Below are 25,471 nucleotides of genomic sequence, written 5' to 3' on the forward strand. Positions count from 1 at the left end.
GCCTACATTCCCTTGTAAGGGACATCGGACGCGGGCCCGTTTCTCAGACCGGCCCGCCGCCGGATTGTCTCCACCAGTTCGGCGGCCCGTGTCTTGATGAAGGCGACTCCATGCGCGCCCCAGTCGTGCGGCTCGGTGTCCACGACGCAGATGGTGCCCAGGGTTTCCGCCCCGTCGATCAGCGGGGCGCCCAGGTAGGCGCGGATCCCCAGTTCGTCAACGACCGGATTGCCGGCGAAGAGGTGGTAGTCCTTCACCTCGTCCAGCGCCATCGCGTGCCCCCGGGTCACCACGTACATGCAGTAGCCGTGGTCGCAGGCCATGGTCCGGAGCGGGTCCGCCGACGGGTCGAGGTCACGGTCGCGGGATGAGGGGTAGAGGCCCGCGAAGTACTGCCGTTCCGGGCCGATGAGGTTGACCATGGCGAACGGGGCGTCCAGCGAATGGGCCAGGTCGCGGGCGAACTCGTCGAACTCGGGGTCGGGTTCCTCCCTGATGCCGAGTTCCCGTAGCCGGGCGGCACGGCGGGGTGCCTCCTGATCGATGGGCGTGACCAGCCGGAAGGCGAGGGGAATGCTCATTCAGACTCCTGTCCGGTTACATGCGGCCGCCCGGTCATGGCGGCACCATGCGCTTGGAGAATAGCCATATCGCGCTGCCCGTTCTGGGTGCCCGGACGTACGTTTTCGCCGGAAAGCGGGGCGACTCAGCATTTTGAAACCGCATGCACGTCTCACTGTGCAAGCTGTTTCTGGCTCGCCTCCGCGGCCTCCTTTAGCGTGATCGCATTGTTCGCCGGTACGTATATTCCCCACTTCCCCGCGATGGAGCCTGAGTGTCCCACCATCTCGATTCGCCACTCGCACGGCAGGATCCGCGTCTCGACATCAGTGACGTGTACGTCTTCCGCGGTGGTACGGGCACCGCGTTCGTCATGAACGTGAACCCGCTTTCCGGTCCCGGCGGGTTCCATCCGGAGGCGCGGTACGAGTTCAGGATCGACACCGACGGCGACGCGGTCGAGGACCGCGCCTACGTCGTCACCTTCGGCGATCCCGACGCCGACGGCGACCAGGCCGTCGAGGTCCGCCGGATGGAGGGCGCCGCCGCGCGCTCGCGGGACGTCGCGGGAACGGTCGTGGCCCGGGGCCGGACCCGGCAGGAGCTGGTCGGCGCGGGTGGTGCGCGCTTCTGGGCAGGGCCGGCCGCCGACCCGTTCTATATCAACGGGCCCGTCGTCGCAGCGGTCAAGGAGGCGGTCGCGAACGGCACCCCCGTCGACATGTCCGACGTCGACCACGGACGGGCGGAGAACCTGTTCGCCGGGACGAACGTCGCCGCCATGGTGCTGGAGATCCCCGATGACGCCTTCGACGTCACCGAGATCGGTTTCTGGGGGACGACGGCCCTGGCGACCGACTCCGGCGGCTGGCGCCAGATCAACCGCTGCGCGCAGCCGCTGGTGAACACCATCTTCCATCCGGACGATTCGCAGCTCGCCAGCGACTACAACACGACCCACCCGAGCACGGATCGGACGGTGTACGGTCCGCTCGTGGGCGATCTGGTCGCCAAGGCCGTCGCAGCGGCGGGAACGGGCGACGATCCCGCGGCGCACGCGCGGCGGGTGGTCGAAGCGATCTTCCCGGACGTCCTCCGGTACCGGATCGGAACGTCGGCGAGCTTCGGATTCGTCGTCCGCAACGGGCGCGGGCTCACCGAGAGCACGCCGGAGGTGATGTTCGCGCTGGTGCTCAACAAGGCGGTGCCGCTCGGCCTCGACGCCCGCTCTGCCGCGGGCGTTCCCGGGCCGCGATTCCCCTATCTCGCTCCGCCGGTGTAACGCGGCCGCGCGGACCGGAAGATCTTGTCCGTCCGCCGCCGTCCGCACTAGCGTGAGCGGCACCTTTGGGGGCATTTCGGCCATCACCGAAATCCGCGAACGGGGCAGAAGAGGTCGCTTGTCCACACTCGATGCGCTGCTGAAACGCCCTGAGCTCGGGTTGCGCCTCCTCACACCGGAGGCCGCCCATCCGGCGGGGGTGGAGTCCGCGCTCGTCATCGGCGCCGCCGACCTGGCCGGATGGCCCGCCTCCGACCTCGACGCCCTCCAGCGGGTTCTGGTGATCCTGCCGCTGTCCCCCCGGACGCCGCCCGGCCCGATCCTCGCCGCCGTGCGACGGCTCGGACGGCTCGGCGGCGAGGGCGTCACGGGCGCGGTCGTCGCCTGCGGGCTCCCCGAGGAGCGCGAATCCACTCTCCAGGCGCTGACCGCGTCGGCCTGCCGCGAGCAACTCCCGCTCCTGCTCGCGCGGGACGAACCCTCCCGGGTGGGGGCACGGATCATGAAGGTCGTGCGGGACGAGCGGGCGCGCGCCGCGGCCCGCGCCGTCGACGACTACCGGGAGATGCACCGGGAGGCCGCACGGCCGGACGGCCTGCCGCGCCTCCTGCGGTGGCTGGCCCGGCGCGTGGCCGGGAGCGTCGTGCTGCTCGACGGTGCCGGCGCGGTGCTGCACGCCTTTCCCGGACTCCCGGGCGACGTCCTGGAACAGGCGGCGGGGGAGGTCGACCGGGTGCTGACCGGCCGGGCCGGGTCCGCCGCAGCCGACCTGGCCTCGGGCGTCGTCCACGTCGAGCCGATCGGCACGGTCGGGAGCGCGGGCGTACTGGTGGTCACGCGGCACAAGCGGTTCTCCCCGGACACGCGGTCCCTGATCGGGGACGCGTCCCGCCTGCTGGGGTTGCACTGGATCGCGGAGGGCGGCGCCCGCGGCCGGCGGGCCGAGCTCGCGGAGGCACAGACCAGGGAGGCCGTGCTCCATCTGCTCATGACCGGACATCTGGACGCCGCCCGTCGCGTCGCCGTGGTACTCGGACCGAGCCTCGCCGAGGAGGTCCGCGTCTACATCGTGGAGTGTCCGACGGAGGCACGGGACGAGGCGGTCTCGCACTGCGAGCGGGCATCGGGATGGCGGGCGTGGATCGTCCGGTGTCCCGTCTACACGCGTCACATCATCGTGCTCGCACCGGCCTCGGACACGGCCGGGCTGGGAGAGTCGCTGCGGGCCCACGCCGGGCGGCGCGGCGGCGTCAATGTCGGCGTCAGCGACGTCGTGGCGCTGCGCGAAGTGGCGTCGGCGTACGGGCAGGCGTTCCACGCGCTGGCGGTGGCACGCGGCAGCGCCGAAGGCTACGCCCGTTTCAGCCCTCGCGGTGATCTCGCGGCGCTGGTGCGTCCCCGGGGTTACGCGTGGGCGCGGGCGACGCTCGAGCCGCTTTCCGGCTACCGGCCCAAACGTGCCCAGGATCCCGACGCGGCCGAGTTGACGGTCACCCTCCAGTCGTGGCTGGACTTCTTCGGTGGTGCGGCACGGCAATTGAAGATCCACCGCAACACCCTGGCCGCACGGCTGCGGCACATCGAGCGGCTCTTCGGCCGGCCGCTGCAGGACCTGGAGACGCAGTCGAGGCTGCATCTGGCGCTGCGCGTCCTGGACGGCCCGGACGGCGGGGGCGACCCGGTGGCCCTGGACGTGCTGCTCGACGATCCCGAGGTCCGCCGATGGGCCGACACGCAGGTGTCCCCCCTGCTGCAACAGGATCCGGAGCTGTACGTGAAGACTCTGCGGGTGTGGCTGGCCAATGACGCTCGCATCGAGGCGACCGCGGCGGCGCTCGGCATCTCGGTGCCTGGCACACGAAAGCGGCTGACCCGTGTCGAGGAGACGCTCGGACGCTCGCTTCTCAGCGGCCCGTCCGCGCGCTACGACCTGTGGTTCGCCCTGCGGGTCCATGGTGCGCGCCCCGAGTACGCGACCGGCGGGTGACGCGACGCCGCTGTCTCAGCCGGGTGCTCGCTTGCGCGAGAGTGCGAGCCGACGCCGGTCCAGGTCGATCTCCGTGACGACCACGGTGACCTGCTCGCCGGGTCGGACGGCCTGTTCGGGGGCTTCGATGTCCGTCCAGGAGAGCTCGCTGAGATGGACCAGCCCCTCGATGCCGTCCCGGACGCGCACGAAGGCACCGAACGGGACCAGTTTGGTGACGGCCCCCTGCAGCACCTGCCCGGTCTCGTGGTTGCGGGCGAACTCCTGGAAGGGATCGGGCTGGGTCGCCCGGAGGGACAGTCTCACCTCACCGTGGTAGGTGTCGATCTGGAGCACTTCGCAGGTGACGCGCTGGCCGACCTCCACGATCTCGGACGCCGAATCGAAGCGCCGCCAGGACAGTTCGGGGATCGTGATGAACCCCGCGCCAGGAAAGATCGGGTGGTCAGGGCCATCGTCCAAAGCGACGAACACCCCGAACCGCTCGATGGCCGCCACCAGGCCGGAACGCATCTCGCCAGGGTGGACGGACTCGAGGAACTCCCAGAGCTCGGGGCTCCCGACGGCGCCCCTTTCGTCGTCCGCTTCCGCCACGCCGCTCAGCGTCCCACACACGCGCCGCAGCCGTCGCGGTCACCGTCCGCGAGGCAGAATGCTGAGCATGACCAAGACGGTGAACTTGCCCGGCGGCACCGCGCTGCCGTTGATCGGTTTTGGAACCTGGCAACTACGGTCGAAGGCGGCGTACGAGTCGGTGCGTTCGGCGCTTGAGATCGGTTATCGGCATATCGACACCGCGACGTTGTACGGGAACGAGGCGGACGTCGGCAGAGCCGTGAAGGACAGCGGCCTGGAGCGGGAGCAGGTCTTCATCACCACCAAGCTCCGCCCGCAGGACGCGCGGCATGCCCGTCGCACCCTGGAGTCGAGTCTCCGGCTGCTCGACAGCGGCTACGTGGACCTCTGGCTGATCCACTGGCCGACCGGCCGGGACGAACTCGTCTCGACGTGGCAGGAACTCCTGGCCGCCAAGAGCGACGGGCTCGTCCGCAACGTCGGGGTGAGCAACTACAGCCCGGCGCTGCTCGACACGCTGACCGAGGCCACCGGGCAGCGGCCGGCGGTCAACCAGATTCCGTGGAGCCCGGCGCAGCACGACCCGGGCCTGCTGGAGGAGCACCGCCGCCGGGGGGTGGTCGTCGAGGGCTACAGCGGCCTCAAGAACACCGACCTGCGCGACCCCGTGCTCACCGAGATCGCCCAGCGGCACGATGCCACTCCAGCCCAGGTCGTCCTCCGCTGGCATCTGGAGCACGACATCGTGATCCTCCCCCGGTCCTCGCGCCCGGAACGCATCGCCGCCAATTTCGACCTCGAACGCTTCGATCTCACAAAGGACGACATCACCGCGATCGACGCACTCAGCCGAGCCGGCTGATCGAAGAACCGGCCACCGCGGCGACGTCTTCAGTCCTGCTGCTCGGCGGGGTGGAGTTTGCCTGCCTGGCGCAGATGGTCGATCACCTGGTCGGCGAGCGCTTCGGGAGTGTGCGCGCCTCTGGAGTCCAGGCGAAGTTCCGGTGACGGCGGGGGCTCGTACGGTGAGTCGATCCCCGTGAAGTTCACCAGTTCACCGCGGCGCGCCTTGGCGTACAGACCCTTGCGGTCGCGTGCCTCGGCCACCTCCAGCGGGGCGTCGACATGGACCTCGACGAACTCCCCTGCGCCGATGCGTTCGCGGGCGCGTTCGCGTTCGGCGCGGAACGGGGCGATGAACGACGCCAGCACGATCAGCCCGGCATCGGCGAGCAGACGCGCGACCTCCACGACGCGGCGGATGTTCTCCACCCGGTCGGCGTCGGGAACCGCAGCATGCCGGCCGCCACGGTGTCCTGGGTGAAGCGGTCGATGAGAACGAACCCGCCCATGTCACGGTTGTCGGTGTAGGGGTCGAACGGGATCTGCCGGTCCAGATGCAGGTTGGCCACGCCGATCTCGTTCAGCCCGAGCGTGCGTGCGGCGACGTGTTCCAGAGTGTTGACGTTGATGGAGTACTTCGGCCGTGACACCTGGGCCACCGCGGTGGTGGCGGCCAGCTTCAGCAGGTAGGTGCGCCCGGGCAGCATCGGCTCCTCGGCCATCCACACCAGCCGGCATTCGAACTGGTCGGCCAGGCCGGGAGCGTCATCGGCGGCGGCGATGGCATCGCCCCGGCTGACGTCGATCTCGTCGGCGAGCACGACGGTGACCGACTGGTCGGCGACCGCCGCGTCCAGATCCCCGTCGGCGGTGACGATCCGGGCGACGGTGCTCTCGCGGCCCGACGGCAGGACCCGCACCCGGTCACCGGGACGCACCGTTCCGCTGACGATCTGGCCGGCGAAGCCGCGGAAATCGAGGTTCGGCCGATTGACCCACTGCACCGGCAGCCGGAACGGGCGGGTGTTCCGGTCATCGGCGACCTGGACCGTTTCCAGGTGCTCGACCAGGGTCGGCCCCGAGTACCAGGGGGTGCTGGGGCTGGGGTGCATGATGTTGTCGCCGCGCAACGCCGACATCGGGATGCAGACCACGTCGGTGAGGCCGATGCTCTCCGCGAAGGCGCGGTAGTCGGCCTCGATCTCCTCGAACCGCTGCCGGGAGTAGTCGGCCAGGTCGAGCTTGTTGACCGCAACCACGATGTCGCGGATGCCCAGCAGCGACACCAGATAGCTGTGGCGGCGCGTCTGCGTGAGCACGCCTTTGCGGGCGTCGACCAGGATCACCGCCAGATCGGCGGTCGACGCACCGGTCACCATGTTCCGGGTGTACTGCTCATGCCCGGGGGTGTCGGCGCCGATGAACTTGCGCCGCTCGGTGGAGAAGAACCGGTAGGCGACATCGATGGTGATGCCCTGTTCGCGCTCGGCGGCCAGGCCGTCGACCAGCAGCGCGAAATCAAGGTCGCCGCCCTGGGTGCCGGCGGTCTTCGAGTCGTTCTCCAGCTCGGCCAGATGGTCGGAGAACACCAGTTTGCAGTCGTACAGCAACCGCCCGATCAGCGTGGACTTGCCGTCGTCGACGCTCCCGCAGGTGATGAAGCGCAGCATCGACTTGTGCTCGTGCCGCCGCAGGTACTCCTCGATATCGGCGGCGACGAGGCCGTCGACGGTGTGCGCCATCAGAAGTACCCTTCCTGCTTCTTGCGCTCCATCGAGGCGCCGGAGTCATGGTCGATCATCCGGCCCTGCCGCTCGGAGCTGGTCGTCAGCAGCATCTCCTGCACGATCGCCGGCAGGGTCGTCGCCGCGCTCTCCACGGCGCCGCTGAGCGGATAGCAGCCCAGCGTGCGGAAGCGCACCGCCCGCTGCTCGGGGACCTCGCCGGGCCGAAGCCGCATCCGCTCGTCGTCGGCCATGATCAGCATTCCGTCCCGCTCCACCACCGGGCGCGGTGCGGCGAAATACAGATCCACGATCGGGATTCGCTCGAGATGGATGTACTGCCAGACGTCCGGTTCGGTCCAATTCGACAGCGGGAACACCCGCACGCTCTCGCCGTCCCGCTTACGCGCGTTGTACAGCCGCCACAGTTCCGGGCGCTGCCGCTTCGGGTCCCAACGGTGCTGCGCGGAACGGATGGAGAACACCCGCTCCTTCGCCCGCGCTTTCTCCTCGTCGCGCCGGGCGCCACCGAACGCCAGATCGAACCGGTTGCCGTCCAGGGCCTGTTTCAGCCCCTCGGTCTTCCACATCTCCGTATGCAGGGCGGATCCGTGGTCGAACGGATTGATGCCCCGTTCGAGGCATTCCGGGTTCTGATGGACGATCAACTCCAGATCGTCCGCCTCCGCGACCGCGTCCCGGAACTCGTACATGGCGCGGAACTTCCAGGTCGTGTCCACGTGCAGCAGCGGGAAAGGCGGCCGCGACGGCCAGAATGCCTTACGGGCCAGGTGCAGCAATACCGAGCTGTCTTTTCCCACCGAGTACAGCATCACCGGGCGTTCGCTCTCGGCGACCGCTTCCCGCATGATCTGGATGCTTTCCGCCTCCAGCCGCTGCAGATGGGTCAGCCCACCCACCTCGTGGCCGGAATCGTGGCGTGCCGTAGTGGTCACTTCTGCAAAACTCCTCAACCGATGTCCAGCGGGGGAAGCGTCGCGATCATTGCCGGAGGTGCGCGGCACCGCCGATGTACCACATCTGCCCGTTGATCCATTCGGCCTCGTCGGACAGCAGGAAGGACACGACGGAGGCCAGGTCGCCCGGGTCGCCGAGGCGCGTGGTCCTGGCGGCCTTCATGAAGGACGCCTGCATTTCCAGGTCGTTCTGCTGCTTCGTCGTCTCGCCCATGACGAGACCGGGCATCACACCGTTGCTCCGGATGCCCGCACTTCCCCAGTTGACCGCGATATGCCGGGTCAGCTGGTTGACGGCCGCCTTGGTCGCGTTGTTCGCGACATGGGACGGATCGGTGCCCAGGGAGCCGCTGGAAGAGGTGTTGACGATGCTGCCGCCACCCTGTTCGAGCAAATGCGGGAGGACGGCGCGGCAGGTGCGGACATAGCCCAGGAGGCTGACGTCCAGGGTGCGCTCCCAGACGTCCATATCGGTTTCCAACAGGCTGCGGTCGCGCCCGATATTCCCCGGTGAAAGGTCCGCGCCCACATTGAAGAGCCCGTGCAGGCCACCGAATTCCGCCAGCGTCCGTCCGACCAGTTCCTGCACTGATTTGTCATCGGACAGGTCGAATTCGACGGCGATCGCCCGGCCGCCGGCCTGGGCGATCCGCTCAGCGGTGGCCTGTGCCCCTGAGATGTTGATGTCGCCGACGGTGACGAAGGCACCCTCGCCGGCGAGCCGCTCGGAAGTCCCCGCGCCGATCCCGGTAGCGCCACCCGCCACGATGAATGTCTTGCCGCGCAGTCCGCGCATGGTGTTCTCCGTGTCGCTCAATGGTGAACAGGGACCCGGGCGAGGCCCTGTCTCGAAGTGGCCTCAGGTACCGCGCGAGCGCGTTGCCTGGCCGGTGGTGCGATGCCGGAGGCGAGCCGCACCGGCCAGATCGCGAAGCGATGTCGCGCTCGCACCGAGCACGGTCAGGGTGCGAGCCGCCAGGCGAGCGCCCTGGGCCGGGATTGCAGGAAACACAGGCTAGTCCCGTGAGATCTTCTCGATGGGGATCGACCGTTCGAGCATGCCGAAGGTCTCCTCACCGTCCCAGCGGTAGCGCACACCGGCCTGGTGGACCACCGGGAAGCTCGGCATCTCTTGTCTGAGCGACCGCATCGAGTAGGTGTCGTCGCTGTGGTGGACGTCGTGGGTGGAGAACACCGTTACGCCGTCGATCGAGACGTTCCCCTCGGCGGTCTCCAGAACCACCGACACGTCCTCCCCCAACGCCTGCAGCCGGTTCAGCCACGGCGCTCGCACCACGCGCGCGGGGATGAGTTCGCCGTCACCGGTGAAGATGAATCCTTCGTTGTAGGTGGGCTTCCCGTCGGATCGCGGCGGGTAGGCGCTGTAGCCGAAGGCCCGCCCGCTGGGGAACACCGCCGACTGCCAGCAGTGCCCCCAGAAGCCGGACAGCTTGCGCACCCCCTGACGGCGGATGCGCAGGCCGCTGCCCGTGAAACGGTGCTCTTCACCGCCATCGACGGTCACCGATCCGGTGGCGCGGAACAGCTGCTCGTAACGGGGTCCGCCCATGAGGTCGCCCTCGACCGAGTTCTTCAGCAGCGCCCCCACGTCGCTGAGCAGTGCGCCCTGTACCCACGGCGGCACCGCCATCTTCGCCTCCACCTGGAAGCTGACGTCGACCAGCGGGCCGTCCTTCTTGCCCGCGGCCAGATCGGACGACGAGGTCCGGACGGCCTTCCCGGTGTAGGTCATCGTCCACGTGTCGAACGGCTCGACGCATCGGAAGCCCAGCCCGCCGGCGCCCAGTACCCTGGGGCGCCCCTCGGGGTCTTCGGCCGGCCATGACGGGCCCCCGTCACGTGACCGGTACACGCGCCCGTCCGGGAACGCGACATTGATCTGAGTGTCGTGGGCGTCCCAGTTGGAGGCGACCGCCTCGACCCCCACGCGCGGCAGTCCCACCTCGCCGCGGTCGTCGACGACCCAGAAGCTCACCGAGTCGCGCATCTCCGGATCGTCGGGGCGCCGGGCGAACACGTCCTCGCGCGGCGCGTCGATGCCGCCGGTCAGATCGACAACCATCTGCTCCCTCACTCTCCGGCGGATTCGCCGCGGTCGGTCCAGCGGCCCGCACTCTCGGTGTACCGCGCGAACAGCGGCCGCACGGCGTCGAGATCGATCCCGAAAGCCGCCGGATCGACGCGCCTGCTGGGCTCACGCTCGGCGGCCGCCTCCGTCCACCAGCTGTGCATTCGCCGCTCGAACTCGTCGCCGACCGGCTCGCCCAGCCATCCGTACAGGCCTTTCACCTCTCCGACGGGATCGGCCTGCATGGCCCGGAAGTCGATGTCGTAGAACCGGTCGTCGGCGCCGCCGGCGCGGAACCGCATCGCCCTGTCCATCCCGAGCGTCCACTGCTCGACGTTGAGCCGCCCGATGGCGGGCCGGTCGATGTGGTCGGTGAAGTTCCCGATGATGTCGGCGAACAGTTCGGTTATCGACAGCATGACGTCGGTCGGATCCCGGTGCGTCATGACGAACCGGGCGTCGGGGAAGACCTTGTCGATGTGGTCGAGGAACAGCACGTGCGCCGGGCACTTCAACCGCCACGGCCGCGCCGGCTCCCCCCATTGCAGAAGCTTCATCACCCGGCGCTGGTACTCGAACGTCGAGGTGAGATCGGCCTCTTGGAGCAGCCACGTCGTGTACGTGGGGATGTGCGCGAAGGACACGAACATGTGCGACTTGAAATCCAGCGCCATCAAGTCGAGGCACTCCATCGGCCCGTGCATGTCGCCCGGAACGTGGCGGCGAGTGCCGACGATCTCCCCCTGGTCCGACGGGATGCGCGGGTCGTCTCCCGCCACCGTCGACGGTGGCGGGCACGGCTGCGACGACTCCCAGCGGCGCAGGTAGCGCACGTCAGGATCCTGGGCCAGCAGCAGCGACAACGCCGTCGAACCCGTGCGGGGCAAGCCCAAGCCGATCAGCGGCGCGTTGATCGGCACCTTGTCGATCTCGGGATGGCGGCGATACCAGTCCTCCACGTGCAGGCGCTGCGAGAGGTACCGGACCATGCGCTCGTTGAGGAACGCCTCACCGCGAGCATTCAGCCGCGCCTCGTCCCGCAGGGAGGACAGCAGGATGGCGAGACCTTCCCGGAAGGAGTCGTCACCGAAGTCGTCCAAGCCGGTCTGCGTGACAGCTGCTTTCATCACGTCATCGACGGTCGCCACTTGGCCTCCACTCTGAATCGGCCCCCATCACCCGGCAGCGCGTCAGTTCATCCATTGCCCGCCGGCCACGTCGATGGTCTGACCGCACATGTAGGCGGCGGCCTCGGACGCCAGGTAGGCGACCATGTTGGCGACCTCCTCGGGCAGGCCGACCCGGCCGAGCTGCACCTGGGTGGTGATCGACTCGATGATGGAGTCGCGGGCGGCGTGATCCTGATCGCTCCGCGGGTCGAGGATGCGCTGCTTCAGATCGGGCTTGATCATGATGCCGGGGGCCACGCCCAGCACGTTGACACCGCGCGGAGCCATCTCATGGGCGAGGTTCCGGGTGAATCCGATGACGCCCGCCTTGCACGAGTTGTAGACCACCAGGCCGCGGTGCTGAAGACGGCCGCCGACCGCGCCGATGTTGATGATCTTTCCTGAGCCCTGCGGCAGCAGGTACTCCAGCGCGGCATGCGCGCCGTACATCAGCATGGTGATGCTGCCCAGGACCGTGTGGTCGATCTGTTCCTTGGTGAACTTCTCGAAGGGTCCGGCGTGCACCATGACCGGGTTGTTGACCATGATGTCCAGCCCGCCGAGCGCGTCATGGGCTTCCCCAACGGCGCGATGGACCTGCTCCCAGTCGGACATGTCAGCCCGGATCGGAACGGCCTTTACGCCCCAGCGCTGGGTGACCTCCTTGGCCCGGCGCTCCACCTTCTCCAGGGTCCGTCCGATCAGCGCGACGTCCGCACCGCAACCGCCGAGGCGATTGGCGACCGCCTGCCCCAGGCCGTCGCCCCCGGCGCCGGTCACGATCGCCTTCTTGCCGCTCAGGTCCAGCAGGTCGGCCACGCGCTTCTCGATGATGTGCGTCGGCAACCGGTCGAAGCCCATCACCTCGGCCCAGTTCTGCTCCTGCGAGTGCATCGAGACCTCCTCACCGCTCCGCGTGGCCATGCCTCCAGACAGGCAGGGCATCGCGTTCGCTTATGTCTGGGAGTCTAGGAGCGCGTGCTTTTCGCAAGCCAATACAGATTTCGGCGCTCAGCCATATCAGATTGTTATGGCCTGGTAGGCTCCGCGGCACGATGGACACCCACCGGCTCAAGTACTTTCAGCGCGTGGCCGAGGAGGGCTCGATGACCCGCGCCGCGCGCGTGCTGGGCATCGCGCAGCCCGCGCTCAGCCGCCAGATCCGCCTGCTCGAAGAGGATCTCGGCGTCACACTCTTCCGGCGGACGTCGCGCGGCGTGGAGCTCACCGACGAGGGCGAACGGCTGCGCGCGTCCACCGCCGCGCCACTGCGGCAGCTCGAGGTCGCCCTGCAGCACCTCGGTTCCCCCCTGGCGCGAGTCGAGCGGGGCCTGCACATCGGCATGCCCCCGACCGTCGCCAGCGTCCTGGCCGCACCGCTGCTGGCCAGCCTCGGCACCATATTCCCGAAGGTGAGCTTCCATGTGACGGTCGCCGGCACCGACGCTCTCGTCGAGGGCATGCTCAAGGGAGCGATCGACACCGCAGTGATCAATCCGGTGCCCGATGACCGACTGTTCTATCGCGAACTCCTGACGGAGGAACTCGTCGTCGTCGGCGGACCGGAATCGGACCTGCGGCCGAATCGCGCGATGCGCTTCACCGAGCTCGTCGACCGCCCGCTCGTTCTCCCCAGTACCCAGACCGGGATCGGCAACATCGTCGAGAACGCCGCGTTGCGACTCAAGCTGAGGATCAACTCCAGATTCGCCACCGACTCCCTTCGGATCGTCTTCGACCTCGTGGAATCAGGTCTCGCCTATGGCGTCCTGCCGCTTTCGGCATGCAGCAGGGAAATCGCCGTCGAGCGCCTGCGCTACGCCCCGCTGTGCGAACCCACGCTCACCCATCACCTAGGCGTGGCCGCGACAGCGCAGCTGGAGCTGCCTCGCGAACTCGCACATAAACTCGGAGACACCATCCGCAGGGAAACCGCCCTGCTGACCAGGTCCGGCGCCTGGCCCGCACTGTTCCTGGCTCCACGGCAGTGGGACCCGAATTTCGCGTGACCTGCGAATACCCGGCCGCGTAAGTGCCACGGACCGTCTGTACGCCGCAGACGCTGCCCACCGCTTCCCGCGCCGCAACGTGTTTTCGTGCCGCTGGACTGGCACCGACCCATATCGCCATCGCCACCCGGGACGACGATGTCGCGCAGCCGCCGCGTTCACGAAGCGGAGCGGTAGGTGGAACCACGTCCATATCCAGTGCTGGGATGACGCGGCCGACGACGAGAGGAAACTCAGACCGTTGACTCGCACAGGTGGGTGCGCGTACGTTGCGGGCAATGCGGCCCCCCGCCCTGGGTAAAAAGGAGACCCGAATGCGCCGTCGAATCGCCGCCGCCGTCCTGGCGACCCTGATGTCCCTCGGCTTCACCGCCGCCGTTACCGCAGGCCCCGCTGCCGCCGACCAGGCCCATTGCTGCTGACAGCGGCACCGAAGGCCCCGCCACTTGGCGGGGCCTTCGGTCTGAAAGGCGTGTTGAACGTGTGGGTGCCGATAACTGTGTCACCTCAGCAGCCGGGGTTGTCCACGCGCCGTGGATCAGTGTTCCTGTTCAGGCCGGCGCACGCTGGCGCACGACCGCCACGTCCCACAACCGCACGGTGTGGTCGTTGCTCGCGCTGGCGAAGGTCTTGCCGTCAGGGCTGAACGCCAGCGCGTTGACGGTTTCGGTGTGGCCGGTGAGGGGCGGGCTGAGGGGCCTTTGGGCGGCCACATCCCACAACCGCACGGTCTTGTCATCGCTCGCGGTGGCCAAGGTCTTGCCGTCAGGGCTGAACGCCACCGCACCGACAGAGCCGCTGCGCACGAGGGGATCGCCGGTGGGTTTGCGAGTGCGCGTGTTCCACAGCTGCACCGCCCGGTAGCTTGCGGTGGCCAAGGTCTTGCCGTCGGGGCTGAACGCCACCGCGCCGACGGCGTTGCTTTCGCCCTTGAGGGGCCGGTAGACGGGACTGCGGATCGCCACATCCCACAAGTTCACCTCAGTGCTCGCGGAAGCCAAGGTCTTGCCGTCGGGGCTGAAGGCCACCGCGTTGACACCGTTGGTGTGCACCAGGGGCACTTCGGTGTGCTTGCGGGTGCCGAGGTTCCACAACCACGCCGTCCCATCGTCGTCTCCAGTGGCCAGGGTCTTGCCGTCGGGGCTGAACGCCACCGCGCCGACAGGGTCGATGTGGCCGGTGAGGGGCTTGCCGAGAGGGGCGCGGGTGACCGCGTCCCACAACCGCCCCACCTCATCGGCGCCTCCAGTTGCCAGAGTCTTGCCGTCGGGGCTGAACGCCACCGCGCCGACAGCGCCGCTGTGGCCGGTGAGGGGCGGGTTGAGGGGCGTGCGGGTGGCCGCGTCCCACAACCGCACCGTCTGGTCGTCGCTTGCGGTTACCAAAGTCCTGCCGTCCGGGCTGAACGCCACCGCGCCGACAGGCCCGGTGTGGCCGTTGAGAGGCCGGCCGAGGGAGGGCGGGCCGGCGGAGGCGGAAGTGGGAGTCCCGCGGGGCCGTTCAGCCCGCTGGTCGTGGGTGAGGAGGTAACCGGCGGAGACGGCCAGTACGAGGGCGGCGGCGCCCATCGTGACGCCGAAGGTGCGGCGCGAGAGCTGCTGGAACGGTACAACGGGGGCGAGGCTCGCCAGGTCCGGTGCAGTGGCAGGTGATGCAGCGGCAGCTGGTTGCGTGGCGGCAGGCGGGGTGGCCAGCGCGGTCAGGGCGGCTGCGGCGGCCTCGGCGGTGGGACGCCGCTCGGGGTCGCGGTTCAGCAGGTCGCGCAGGATGGGTGCCAGGCGCTGCGCTCGCTGGGTGGGGGCGGGTTCGCCCTGGGAGATGGCCAAGAGCAGCGCCGCGAGGGTGCCGCCGGTGAAGGCGGGACGACCTTCGACGGCGGCGTACAACGTGGCGCCCAGGGCCCACATATCGGAGGCGGCGGTGGCTTCACGGTCGTTGACCTGCTCGGGGGCCAGGTAGGCGGGGGTGCCCAGCAGTGCGCCGCTGGCGGTGAGGGCGGTCTCTCCGGGGACGGCGGCGATCCCGAAATCGGTGACCACCACCCGCTCGTCCTCCAGCAGGATGTTGGCGGGCTTGATGTCGCGGTGCACGATCCGCGCCTGGTGCGCGGCGGCCAGCGCCGCGGCGATCTGCGCACCGATCCGGGCGGCTCGCACCTCGTCCAGCGGACCGTCTTCGCTGATGACGGCGGCCAGGGAGCGGCCCCGGACCAGTTCCATCACGATCCAGGGCAGGTCGTCCTCGTCGTGGAACTGGTCATAGACGGTGACGATGCCGGGGTGCTTGAGCATCCCGATCGACCGCGCCTCCCGCTCCATGCGCGCCACCAGCTGTCTGCGCAGTCCGGCGCCCAGGCTCAGGGGGAGCTTGAGCTGCTTGAGCGCCGCATCCCGGCGCATCCGCTCATCGTGCGCGCGCCAGACGGCACCCATCCCGCCCTCGCCCAGCAGCTCCACCAGCCGGTACCGGCCGATCACGACTCTTCCCGCATCCTGTGCCACAGGCGCACATAACCACACCAACACACGGTCCGGTACCGTCACCTGCCCGATTGTGATCAGTTCGGCGGTGTCCCGGAGTCGCTCCGATGCGGGAGGAGCCGTCCAGCCGACACCCTGGACATCGCGGTCGGCCTCGTCCGCATATCCAGGGCCGGACGGGGTTCGCGGTGCGGCATGGACCGCCGCACCCGCGTGATCAACGAGCCGAGTGCCGGCAGGCTGCTTGACGTGCACGGATGGGATCTACGCGGCGCCAACGGGCGATCGCCTCACAGATGGGGGAAGCGCCGTTCGAGGTCGCCGGGCGGGATGATGCGGGCGATGCGGTGGCGGAGCTCCGCCATGATCTGATCCGTGCTGCCCGGCCAGACTCGGATGGTCCCGTCCTCGCAGGCGGTGAGGATCTCGGTGCCGTCCGGGCTCCAGGCGGCGGCCAGGATCGCGGCCGGGTGCTGGTAGGTGACGAGCAGGTCGGCGCCGGTGACGACGTCCCAGAACCGCAGGCCGCCGTCCCGGCTGCCCGTCACGACCTGCTGGCGTCGCGGGTTGAAGGCCGTGGTGTAGGCCTCTCCGGTGCCGAGCACCCGGATCTGCTCGCCGGTGGCCGGGTCCCAGAGCCGGGCGGTGCCGTCGCCGCTGGAGGTGACCACCGACCTGCCGCTGCCGTCCCAGGCGGCCGAGTGCAGCACGGCCGTATGGCCTTCCAAGGGCCTCAGCACCAGGGGGTCCGCGGGGTCCCCGATCGTCCAGATCAGGGCGTCGTTCTGCCAGAACGCGCACAGCAGCTCGCGTCCGTCCGGGCTCCAGGCCACGTCGACCACCCACGTCTCGGTCTGGATGCCCTGCCCGGGCCGCCAGGTCCCGGTGTCCCACAGCGTCGCCGTCTGGTCGTAGCTGGAGGTGGCCAGCAGCGTCTCGTCCGGGCTCCAGGCCACCGCCGTGACGCGGTCGGAGTGGGCCTGCGGGTCGGCGAAGACGATCCGCCAGGTCCGCGCGTCCCAGATCATCAGCTGCCCGGAGGCGCCGCCGCCCGCGACGAGGTCGCCGTGCGGGCTCCACGCGACCGCGGTGAGGGCGTCCCCCGCGTCCACGTGGGCGAGCTCCACCGCCGACTCGGTGTCCCAGACGCGCAGGCCGTCCCCGCCGGAGGTCACCGCGATCCGCCCGGACGGGTGCCAGGTCGCGCCGGTCGCCCAGTCGGCGTGGCGCCCGATCTCGCGGGCGGGCAGGCCCGGGCGGAACGAGGCGACCCGCGCGGTGGCGTCCTCGCTTCCGGAGATCAGCGACGTCCCCTCGGGGCTCCAGGCGACGCTGGACACCCAGCCGCGGTGACCGGGCAGCGTTTCCAGCAGGGCGCCGGAGTCCACGTCGAAGACGCGGACACGCCCGTCCTCGCTGCCGACGGCCGCGCGCCGGTCGGTCGGCGACCAGGCCACGCAGTAGACCGGGCTCGTGTGGACGGGGAAGCGGCGCAGCATCGACTGCTCCGTCTCCGTGACCTTCCAGAAGCTGAACGTGCCGTCCTCGCTGCACGCCAGGGCCCCGGTGCCGTCCGGGCTCCAGGCGACCGCGGGAACGGGGCCGTCATGCCCGGTCAGTGTGGCGAGCTCCCGGCCGGACGGGATCTCCCAGAGTTTGGCGACATGGTCGTAGCCGCCGGTCAGCAGGAGGCCCTCGCCGGGATGCCACTCCGCCGACCGGACCCATTCCTCGTGGCCGGTCAGCTCGCAGACGGTCTCCCCGTCGCGCACGTTCCACACCCGGGCGGTGTGGTCCCGGCTCCCGGTCGCGATGTACCGCTCGCTCGGGCTCCACGAGACCGACGACACCCAACTGCCGTGCCCGGTGAGGACGGCGATCTCGGCGAGCGTCGCCACGTCCCACACCCGGGCGACGTTGTCCCAGCCGCCGCTGACCAGGCGGCGCCCCGCCCGGTCGAACGCGAGGCAGGTGACCGAGTCGGTGTGGCCGCGCAGGACGACCGGCGGCCGGTCGTCCCGCAGGTCCCAGAGCCGTACCGTGTGGTCGTAGCCGCCGGTCGCCACGATTCGCCCGTCCGGATGCCAGGCCACCGACGAGATGCGGTCGGTGTGGCCGCGCAGGATGTGCTGGATTCTCGCGGTCTCGGCGACCCGGAACAGTGAGCGCTGCACCAGCGGCGTCGCGCCGGCGTCCCGGCCCGCCGCGTAGGCCAGCAGGATCGCCTCCTCGGGGGCGCTGTCCAGTTCGAAGACCGCCATTCCGGCGCGCGCCAGGGTCCGGTCGGACTGCTCGCGGGCCTTGGCCCTTTCCTCCGTCGCCCGTCCGGTCATCAGGAACGCGCTTTCGAACCGGTTCATCGCGGGTCCGTTGCGGGCGGCCCAGTCGAGGGCGCCCGCGAGCCGCTGGCCCCGGTAGAGGAAGCTGTCGTCCCTGCCCTGCGCGTCCCACCGCTGGGCGTCCTCGGTCAGCTGCCGGTGCGTCCGCAGGTCCGCGTCGTCCTGCTCAAGCCATTCGCGCAGCGTCTTCCAGCTGTCGATCAGCGCCTCGTGCGTCAGCTCCACGGTGTCCCGGTCGACCGACAGCAGCCGGACGTCCCGGCCGGACAGCCGGCTGATCAGCTCATCGATCTCCCGCGGGTCGGCGTCGACGGGGTAGAGCTCGTCGCGGCCGACGCGCCTGCGGATATGGGTGACGTCCTCCCCGAGGGTCACCAGGCGCAGGAAGAGCCGGCGTGCCAGGCCCCGCATCGGGGGGTCGAGCCCGGAGTAGAGGTCGTCGGCGAGCCGGTCGAGCGCGCCGCCGATGCCGCCGATCGCGTCGTAGTCCTCATGGGTCACCCAGACGCCGTGCCGCCGCCGCCACAGCCCGGCCAGGGCCGCCTGCAAGAGCGGGAGCGCGCCGGGACGGCCCCGCATGTCGCCGACGATCCGCTGCACCAGGCCCTGCTCGAACAGCAGCCCGACCTTCTGCGCGGGCCTCAGGACGGCCTCGCGGATGCCGGTGTCGTCGAGTGAGCCCAGCAGAAGCTGGTTCGCCGGCAGCAGGTCGCGCAGCTCGGCGGACTCCAGGCAGGGCGCGTAGAAGTCGGCCCGCAGCGTGATCACGATATGGACGGTGTCCGCGGCCTCGCGCGCCGCTCGGTACAGGTTGGCGATGAACTCCCGGTCGCGGCCCGGCCCATAAGCGAAGATCTCCTCGAACTGGTCGACCACCAGCAGGACCCGGCGGCCCGGTCGCAGGCGGGCGATCGTTCCGGCGGTCTTGGCCAACTCGTGGCCGTCCACCAGGCTGAGTTCAAGCCGCTTGGCCGTCGCGAAGAGGTCCTGCGGGGCCAGGACCGCGGCCAGTGCGTCGGCCAGCGCGCGCAGCGGGAACCGGCCGGGCACCAACTGGCAGACGGTCCATTCGTCGCCGAGCCTGGGCAGCAGCCCGGCCAGGACCAGGGACGACTTGCCGGACCCCGAGGCGCCGACCACCGCGGTGAACGCGTTGGCGCGTGCCCGCCGCTCCAACTGCCCGATCTCGGCCGAGCGGCCGAAGAAGAATCCCGCCTCCGCCTGGGTGAAGGCGTCCAGGCTCCGGTACGGGGCCGGGGAGTCCGGCAGCGCGGGTCCCTTTCGCCGGGGAGCCCGTCCGCGGACACCCGAGACCAGGGCGGCCATGGCGGACGGATCGTCGAGCTGTGTCCGGAAGTCGACGGCCAGATGCCGTGCCAGGAACGGCGGCAGCGCGTCCGGTTCCGCCCCGGGAAGCAGGACGGGAATAACCCTGATGTCGCTCTGCCGGGGGATCGACCGGTTGAGCGCGGCGGCCAGCCGCTCGGCGTGCCTGGAGCCGAGCCCGTCCGGGCCGACCAGCACCGCGATCGTCCCCGCTGTCATGATCGCCTGCTCGACGGCCTCGGGCGCCGGCGTCCCTTGCCCGCCGAGCCGCCGCTCCAGGAAGGGAAGGAGCCCGTAGGTCTCGAGCTGGTCGGCGATCCGCTCGGCGGCGCCCGCGTCCTCCGCCCGATGGGACAGGAAGAGGTCGTAGACGCCGCTGCCGAGGGCGGGACGCACCGGGACGTCGAGCGACGTGACCTCCGTCAGCGCGTCGGCCGTGTCGGGGAAGCCGGTCAGGGCCCGCAGGTCCGCCAGCGCCCGGGCGTTGAGGCGGGCGTGCCAGGCGTCCAGCCGGGACGCGGTCAGCGTGCCCAGCCCGTCCGACCGGTGGTGCAGGGAGACCAGGCCGACCAACACGTCACGGACGAACACCGGGGCCCCGGACATGCCCTCCCAGGGAGAGCGGTCGGGGTCGGGATCGCGTTCCGGAGCGTCCACCCGGACCTCGAAGGTGCCCTCTCTTCGGTGGGACAGCCCGGGGATACGGCCGAGCCGGTGGGCCGTGTCGCGATACCGGGTCAGGGCCGGGCCCGTCGCGTCCCGGCGCAGCTTGAAGCGAGGAAAGCCGAGCGTGCTGCACCGGATCTCGTCGTCGACCTCGGCCATCCGCCCCATGCCGACGGGACGCACCGGCTCCCGGCCCGGCGGGGGCGCGATGCGCAGCACGGCCGCGTCCGCCGGTTCGGAGTACCAGACGACCTGCGCGGTGCTGGACCACTCGGCGTCCCCCTGGTCGGCGTTGAACCGGACGGTGACGGAGCCGTCCACGACGACATGGGCGGCGGTGAGGACGGCGTCGTCGCGGATCCGGTAGCCGGTTCCGCGTCGTCCGGAGTCGTCCGGCAGCGTCACGATGACCTCGGCGACGCGGTGGACGTCGAGGCCCGTGACGGCGCGGGTCATCGTTCGCGGGACTCTCGCTCACCGGAGACGTACGCCGCGTCGTCAGAGCCCGCGATCTGCGGCACCAGCGTCACCGTGACGCGCTGAAGGGAGTTCTGCGCGATCGCGGTGTCGGCGCCCAGCTCCACCACCCAGAATTTGACCTTGCCGCTGCCGCCGCCACGCTTGTCCACCGCGACCGATACCTCGATCTCCACGGGTCCCAGCTCGAACCGCAGACCTTCGGCGGGAGCCGCGGCCACCGCCGCGCCCAACTCGGTACGCAGCTCACGAATCAGTTCGGAAAGCTCGATCACAGACGGCCCCTCACGTTGTGCCGGGCGGTTCAGGAGCAGTGTCGCAGCCGATCGGCGAGGTTGGGCGCTTCGTCGTGGCCGAGACCGGACGGAGCGTGAGGGGGCGGCGGGACCTCAGCGGTGGCCCTGCAGAACGGCGTGGTGGTCGATGCCGTCGGAACCGTCCGGGTCGGTGTGGACGGTGGCCGCGCGCAGCCGGGGCAGGCCGTGGATGAGACGGTGCTCGGCCTCGGCGGCGACGGCGTGGGCCTGCGCCAGCGACAGATCCGGCGGCAGGACGATGTCGGTCTCGGCGCGCAGGTTGTGGCCCACCCAGCGCAGCCGGACCTGACCGACGCGCCGTACGCCCTCCACCTGGGAGAGGATCTCCTCCGCGTCGGTGACCAGAGCGGGGTCGACGGCGTCCATCAGCCGGTGGTAGACCTCCTTGATCGCGTCACGCAGAACGAAGCAGATCGCGACGGTGATGAGCAGGCCGATGATCGGGTCGGCGATCGGGTGGCCCAGGGCCGCACCGGCGGCGCCGACCAGCACCGCCAGCGAGGTGAAGCCGTCGGTACGGGCGTGCAGGCCGTCGGCGACCAGGGCGGCCGAGCCGATCTGCCGTCCGACCCGGATCCGGTAGCGGGCCACCCATTCGTTGCCGATGAACCCGACCACGGCGGCGGCCGCGACCCAGCCGAGTGCCCGCACGTCCCGCGGATCGACCAGGCGGCGGAACGCCTCGTACCCGGCCAGCGCCGCGGAGGCCGCGATGATCAGCACGATGACCAGCCCGGCCAGGTCCTCCGCACGGCCGTACCCGTAGGTGAAGCGGCGGGTCGCGGCCCGTCGTCCGACCAGGAACGCGATGGCCAGCGGCACCGCCGTCAGCGCGTCGGACACGTTGTGCAAGGTGTCGCCGAGCAGCGCCACCGAACCGGACCGGGCGACGATCAGCGCCTGCACCGCCGCGGTCACCGCGAGAACGCCGAACGACAACCCCAGAACGCGCAAGCCCCGGCCACTGGTCTCCAGCGCCTGATCGGTCTTGTCGGCGCTGTCGTGGCTGTGCGGCGTGACCAGATGCCGAACCCTGCCCAGCGTTGAGCGAAGCGTCCCGCTTCCGTGCACGTGGCCGTGTTCGTGGTGATGGCCGTGGCCGTGTGCGGGTTCCGTGACGGAGCGGTCGTGTTCACCGAAGTGCTCTGGCATGGGGGCTCCCGGCTTGCCGACAACAGTCCCGGCCAGTATATGTAGTCATGTACGCACGCGATTACATGGCAGGTGCAGACCCATTGCAGCAGCAACCTTCAGGCGCGGAGATCGAGGCGGCCGCGGCCGCGCTGCGCATGCTGGCCGACCCGACCCGGCTGCGGCTGATGTGGCTGCTGACGGCGGGCGAGTACGACGTCACCTCGCTCTCGCGGGAGCTGTCGGTGGCACGTCCGTCGGTGTCCCAGCACCTGGCGAAGCTGCGCCTGGCCGGTCTGGTCCACACCCGCCGGGAAGGACGCAGGGTGCTGTACCGGGCGCGCGACACCCACGTACGGGCGATCATCACCGAGGCCCTGTTCCACGCCGGTCACGAGGTCACCGGCAAGCCGCGTCACGATGACTGACGCCAGATGACGGCGCCGGCCTTCAGCACCCCGCGCGACGAGGCGCTCCGTCGTTCATTGCCACTGGTAGCCCCTCATGTTCGTGGTGAGCATGTAGCTGTCCCGGAGCGACCCCGAGGTGTCGTTGATGGAGCGGTAGATGCCCCACTTGGGCCGAACGCGGTCTTCCAGCCAGGTGTCGAGACCGCTCTTGGAGGCGTCGATCACCGTCCGCGATCCGTCGCGGACGATCCACCGGATCCGGCCGTCGGGCGCGTTCCCGATCTTCATTTCGAAGTCGATGTCGATCCACTTGTCGTGGAGCGGTTCGAGGTCGGTGCGCCCGACGATCGTGCCGGTCAGCGCGGCCTGGAGCTCGATGGTCTGCTCGCCGTTCACCCGGCGCAGCGACTGGACGACGATGGGCCCGCCGCTGCCGGGCGCCTTCATCTGCATGATGTGGGTGAACGTCGTCGTCGACTTCAGCGAGTTCGGAATGAACAGCCTCCAGGTGAAGCGCCATGTCTCCCCGTTGCGCATGACGAGATAGGACCCTCCGGCGGGCTGCCTCATGCCCTTGACCTCGTTGCGCTGCCGGTCAGAGCCGTCGCGGTCACGGTTGTGCATGTCGAAGCGGAAGTTGTTGCCCTGCGTGTAGATGTGCTTGACACCGGAGTGGGAGTCCGCGCGGTCGTCCTCGATGCCCTCGAACGCGTCCAGCCCGTCGCGGTTCGCCTCGGGGTTCCACTTGAGCGTCCAGGACGCGGCTCTCGGGTCTTGCCGGGCCACGGCCTGCGTCGGGGCCATGACCGTGAGGGCCAGCGCCGCGCCGATCAGGGCCGCGGGCGCCTTGTACGTGCGCGGGCTGGAGGGGGATGGGGTCAACCAGGACATGGCAGCCTCCGGGAGGGATGGTCGAGGGAGGTTTTTGGAGTGACTCACAGTTTCGGGGGGTTCTCACAGGCAATCCTCATGTCACTCTCCGCAGGTGAGAGCAGGCGCGGCCCAGTCGCCCCGGTCGTACCGGAAGCCGTCGGGGCCCGGGTTGGTGACGATGCGCAGGAACGACGCGCCGGTGAGGTCGCCGACCAGGTGGACGGGGTCGTCCTGCCAGGTGCGCCGACCGCTGTCGGCCGCCTTCACGCCGTCGGCCCAGATCTCGAAGCTCGCGGTCCCCTGGGTCGGGTCGGGCCTCGGGTCGCGCTCGTCGTCGATGCCCACGTCCACGGCCAGTGACGCGCAGCGCCCGTCGAGAAAGAAGATGATCTCGGCGGGGGCGTGCGTGCCCAGGCCGGTGGGGTACGTCCTGCCGTTGATCGTGAGCGTCCGGCCGTCGGCCGGCTTGGCGCCGCCCACCGAGGAGTTCCGCTCGACCGGGCCGAGGCCGTTGCGGGCGACGGCCCATGGCGCGTCGCCGAGGTTCGTGGTGCCGGTGGGCACCGTCGCGGGCACCACGAGGTCCTCCGTGGTGGTGGAACGGACCTTCTGGCCGGTCGGCGAGATGTACGACAGCGTGGCCTTCAGCGTGTACGAGGCGGGCGCCTGCCCCTTCGGCGGGGTGACGCGGAAGCGGGCCGTCAGCTTCTGGCCCGTCCGCAGAATCGGCGTGCTCGTGCGCCCGAGGGCCTCGATTTTCCAGCCGGACGGCGCGTCGATCCCGTGCTTCGCGCCGAGCATCGGGGAGCGGCCCCGGTTGGTCACGGTGAGGTCGGCGGTGAACGGCCGCCCTGCCGGGGTGATCGTTCCCGGGACGCCCGGCGCGGCCGAGGACAGCGTCGCGCCGAACTCGCCGAGCGGCGGCCTCCGCCCCCAGTCGCCACCGGCCCGGATCCGGTACATCACCGTGCCGTGCGCGGGGACGGACGCGGAGAACGAGCCCGCGGTCTCGAAATCGCGGTGTGCCCACAGGTCGCGCACCACGTAGGCCTTGCGCGCGGGCAGCCCCAGCTCGGCCGCCGTCGCGCCGAACGTCGCCACGTCCTCGGTCTCGTTGAACAGGGTGACGGCGACGTCCCCGCCCGCGAGGGGCTTGACGATCACCCAGTGGCCGTCGGCGTTGCGCAGCACGCGCCCCTGAACGCCCAGCGGGTCCTGGTCGACCGCGATGACGTCGCGGTTGCCGAGGATCTCCATCGTCGCCGGGCTCGCCTTGCGCAGATCGGCGCCGATCAGCAACGGCGCCGCCATGGCGGCCCACAGGCTGAAGTGCGAGCGGTACTCGCGGTCGGTCATCCCGCCGTTCCCGACCTCCAGCATGTCGGGGTCGTTCCATTGCCCGGGACCGGCGTACGGGGCGAGCGGCGCGTTCTGCTTGAGAAGCGTCACCATCGAGGTCCAGCTGTCGTTGATGTCACCGGTGGTACGCCACAGGTGGCCGACGTCCTTGCCCCACTCCCAGGGTTTGTTCTCACCCCATTCGCAGAGGCTGTAGACGATCGGGCGGCCCGTCTTCCTGAGCGCGTCCCGCATCCGCGTATAGCGCTCCAGCGCCGGGCGGCCCTGGTTGTTGCAGTTGTCGTACTTGAGGTAGTCGACGCCCCAGTCGGCGAACGTCTGCGCGTCCACTTCCTCGTGGTCGAGGCTTCCGGGCATCGTCTTGGCGCACGTCTGCGTGCCCGCGCTGGTGTAGATGCCGAGCTTGAGCCCCTTGCCGTGCACGTAGTCGGCCAGCGCCTCGATGCCGCTGGGGAACCGCTCGTGGTGCGGGACGAGCCTGCCGGTCCGCGGGTCGCGTTCCGGCTCGGCCCAGCAGTCGTCGATGTTGACGTACTCGTACCCGGCCTTCTTCAGGCCGGAGGTCACGAAGATGTCGGCGGTGTCGCGGATCATCTTCTCGTTGATGTCGCAGCCGGTGGCGTTCCAGTTGTTGAAGCCCATCGGCGGCGTCTTCGCCAGCCCGTCCGGGAGGGCGGCCCGGGCGTTCGGCGCGGTGGACGGGCCGGCGGGGGTGCGCGGAGAAGGCTGCGCGGCCCCGGCCGTCCCGCCCGCGGAGACCGTGGCGACGGCGGTCACGAGCGCCAGGGCGATCGTGACGGCTCTCGACGGTGACCTGCGCGAAAAGCGTGACCTGCGGCTCCTGGACAACAAGGGGCTCCCTTCCTGCGGGACGGG

At 70.0% G+C, this 25,471-nt stretch carries 20 protein-coding genes; 5 read left to right on the forward strand and 15 right to left on the reverse strand.

Features of this window, described 5'->3' with window-relative positions; all coding sequences use genetic code 11:
- Positions 1-2 precede the first annotated feature (2 nt).
- Positions 3-581 (reverse strand): GAF domain-containing protein, encoded by a 579-nt coding sequence (locus tag ABD340_RS25190; RefSeq protein WP_344592121.1) that lies wholly within the window; start codon positions 579-581, stop codon positions 3-5.
- Between the two features lie 254 nt (positions 582-835).
- On the opposite strand from ABD340_RS25190, the gene ABD340_RS25195 reads away from it, so the two are divergent.
- A complete protein-coding gene (locus tag ABD340_RS25195) occupies positions 836-1,843 on the forward strand; it encodes a DUF4331 family protein (RefSeq protein WP_344592123.1) in 1,008 nt (335 codons plus the stop codon).
- Between the two features lie 118 nt (positions 1,844-1,961).
- Positions 1,962-3,830, forward strand: coding sequence for a helix-turn-helix domain-containing protein (locus tag ABD340_RS25200; RefSeq protein ID WP_344592125.1), 1,869 nt, complete (start codon positions 1,962-1,964; stop codon positions 3,828-3,830).
- A 15-nt stretch (positions 3,831-3,845) separates the two neighbouring features.
- On the opposite strand, the gene ABD340_RS25205 is transcribed toward ABD340_RS25200, so the two are convergent.
- Positions 3,846-4,424 (reverse strand): S1 RNA-binding domain-containing protein, encoded by a 579-nt coding sequence (locus tag ABD340_RS25205; RefSeq protein ID WP_344592126.1) that lies wholly within the window; start codon positions 4,422-4,424, stop codon positions 3,846-3,848.
- Between the two features lie 67 nt (positions 4,425-4,491).
- On the opposite strand from ABD340_RS25205, the gene ABD340_RS25210 reads away from it, so the two are divergent.
- A complete protein-coding gene (locus ABD340_RS25210) occupies positions 4,492-5,268 on the forward strand; it encodes an aldo/keto reductase (RefSeq protein ID WP_344592128.1) in 777 nt (258 codons plus the stop codon).
- Positions 5,269-5,297: 29 nt separating this feature from the next.
- On the opposite strand, the gene ABD340_RS25215 is transcribed toward ABD340_RS25210, so the two are convergent.
- The 7 genes from ABD340_RS25215 to ABD340_RS25245 form a co-directional block, all read right to left on the reverse strand.
- Positions 5,298-5,657 carry an adenylyl-sulfate kinase gene (locus ABD340_RS25215; RefSeq protein WP_344592129.1) on the reverse strand — a complete coding sequence of 120 codons (360 nt, stop codon included), beginning with the start codon at positions 5,655-5,657 and terminating at the stop codon, positions 5,298-5,300.
- Complete coding sequence (gene cysN / locus ABD340_RS25220) at positions 5,621-6,991, reverse strand: sulfate adenylyltransferase subunit CysN (protein ID WP_344592130.1); 1,371 nt, start codon at positions 6,989-6,991, stop codon at positions 5,621-5,623. Before cysN ends, ABD340_RS25215 begins: the two co-directional genes overlap by 37 nt.
- A complete protein-coding gene (gene cysD / locus ABD340_RS25225; protein ID WP_425547436.1) occupies positions 6,991-7,998 on the reverse strand; it encodes a sulfate adenylyltransferase subunit CysD in 1,008 nt (335 codons plus the stop codon). Before cysD ends, cysN begins: the two co-directional genes overlap by 1 nt.
- Positions 7,976-8,746: an SDR family NAD(P)-dependent oxidoreductase gene (locus tag ABD340_RS25230; protein ID WP_344592131.1), complete on the reverse strand. Its 771-nt coding sequence runs from the start codon at positions 8,744-8,746 to the stop codon at positions 7,976-7,978. Before ABD340_RS25230 ends, cysD begins: the two co-directional genes overlap by 23 nt.
- A 219-nt stretch (positions 8,747-8,965) precedes the next feature.
- On the reverse strand, positions 8,966-10,033 hold the full coding sequence (locus ABD340_RS25235) for a hypothetical protein (RefSeq protein ID WP_344592133.1): 1,068 nt from the start codon (positions 10,031-10,033) through the stop codon (positions 8,966-8,968).
- Positions 10,034-10,041: 8 nt separating this feature from the next.
- Complete coding sequence (locus ABD340_RS25240; RefSeq protein ID WP_344592134.1) at positions 10,042-11,187, reverse strand: sulfotransferase family protein; 1,146 nt, start codon at positions 11,185-11,187, stop codon at positions 10,042-10,044.
- Between the two features lie 42 nt (positions 11,188-11,229).
- Complete coding sequence (locus ABD340_RS25245) at positions 11,230-12,102, reverse strand: SDR family NAD(P)-dependent oxidoreductase (RefSeq protein ID WP_344592135.1); 873 nt, start codon at positions 12,100-12,102, stop codon at positions 11,230-11,232.
- Positions 12,103-12,263: 161 nt separating this feature from the next.
- Here ABD340_RS25245 and ABD340_RS25250 point away from each other — a divergent pair, with 161 nt between their 5' ends.
- Positions 12,264-13,217 (forward strand): LysR family transcriptional regulator, encoded by a 954-nt coding sequence (locus tag ABD340_RS25250; protein ID WP_344592136.1) that lies wholly within the window; start codon positions 12,264-12,266, stop codon positions 13,215-13,217.
- Positions 13,218-13,768: 551 nt separating this feature from the next.
- Here the strand turns inward: ABD340_RS25250 and ABD340_RS25255 are convergent.
- The 4 genes from ABD340_RS25255 to ABD340_RS25270 all read right to left on the reverse strand — a co-directional run bounded on the left by ABD340_RS25255 (position 13,769) and on the right by ABD340_RS25270 (position 21,974).
- On the reverse strand, positions 13,769-15,694 hold the full coding sequence (locus ABD340_RS25255) for a WD40 repeat domain-containing serine/threonine protein kinase (RefSeq protein ID WP_344592137.1): 1,926 nt from the start codon (positions 15,692-15,694) through the stop codon (positions 13,769-13,771).
- A 293-nt stretch (positions 15,695-15,987) separates the two neighbouring features.
- A complete protein-coding gene (locus tag ABD340_RS25260; RefSeq protein WP_344592139.1) occupies positions 15,988-20,484 on the reverse strand; it encodes an nSTAND1 domain-containing NTPase in 4,497 nt (1,498 codons plus the stop codon).
- Entirely contained in the window at positions 20,481-20,780 is a 300-nt protein-coding gene (locus ABD340_RS25265) for a trypco2 family protein (protein ID WP_344592141.1), read from the reverse strand. The genes ABD340_RS25260 and ABD340_RS25265 overlap by 4 nt, the downstream gene beginning before the upstream one ends.
- A 114-nt stretch (positions 20,781-20,894) precedes the next feature.
- Positions 20,895-21,974 carry a cation diffusion facilitator family transporter gene (locus ABD340_RS25270; RefSeq protein WP_344592142.1) on the reverse strand — a complete coding sequence of 360 codons (1,080 nt, stop codon included), beginning with the start codon at positions 21,972-21,974 and terminating at the stop codon, positions 20,895-20,897.
- Between the two features lie 47 nt (positions 21,975-22,021).
- Between ABD340_RS25270 and ABD340_RS25275 the strand changes: the two genes are divergently transcribed.
- Positions 22,022-22,381 (forward strand): ArsR/SmtB family transcription factor, encoded by a 360-nt coding sequence (locus tag ABD340_RS25275; protein WP_344592143.1) that lies wholly within the window; start codon positions 22,022-22,024, stop codon positions 22,379-22,381.
- A 54-nt stretch (positions 22,382-22,435) separates the two neighbouring features.
- Here the strand turns inward: ABD340_RS25275 and ABD340_RS25280 are convergent, their stop codons facing one another.
- Together ABD340_RS25280 and ABD340_RS25285 are read right to left on the reverse strand one after the other, a co-directional pair.
- Positions 22,436-23,245 (reverse strand): heparin lyase I family protein, encoded by an 810-nt coding sequence (locus tag ABD340_RS25280; protein WP_344592145.1) that lies wholly within the window; start codon positions 23,243-23,245, stop codon positions 22,436-22,438.
- A gap of 90 nt (positions 23,246-23,335) precedes the next feature.
- Positions 23,336-25,372, reverse strand: a complete 2,037-nt coding sequence (locus ABD340_RS25285) for an NPCBM/NEW2 domain-containing protein (RefSeq protein ID WP_344592147.1) — start codon at positions 25,370-25,372, stop codon at positions 23,336-23,338.
- Positions 25,373-25,471: the final 99 nt, after the last annotated feature.

Origin of the sequence: Actinomadura vinacea (assembly GCF_039532545.1) — a bacterium.
GTDB classification, from domain to species: Bacteria; Actinomycetota; Actinomycetes; order Streptosporangiales; family Streptosporangiaceae; genus Spirillospora; species Spirillospora vinacea.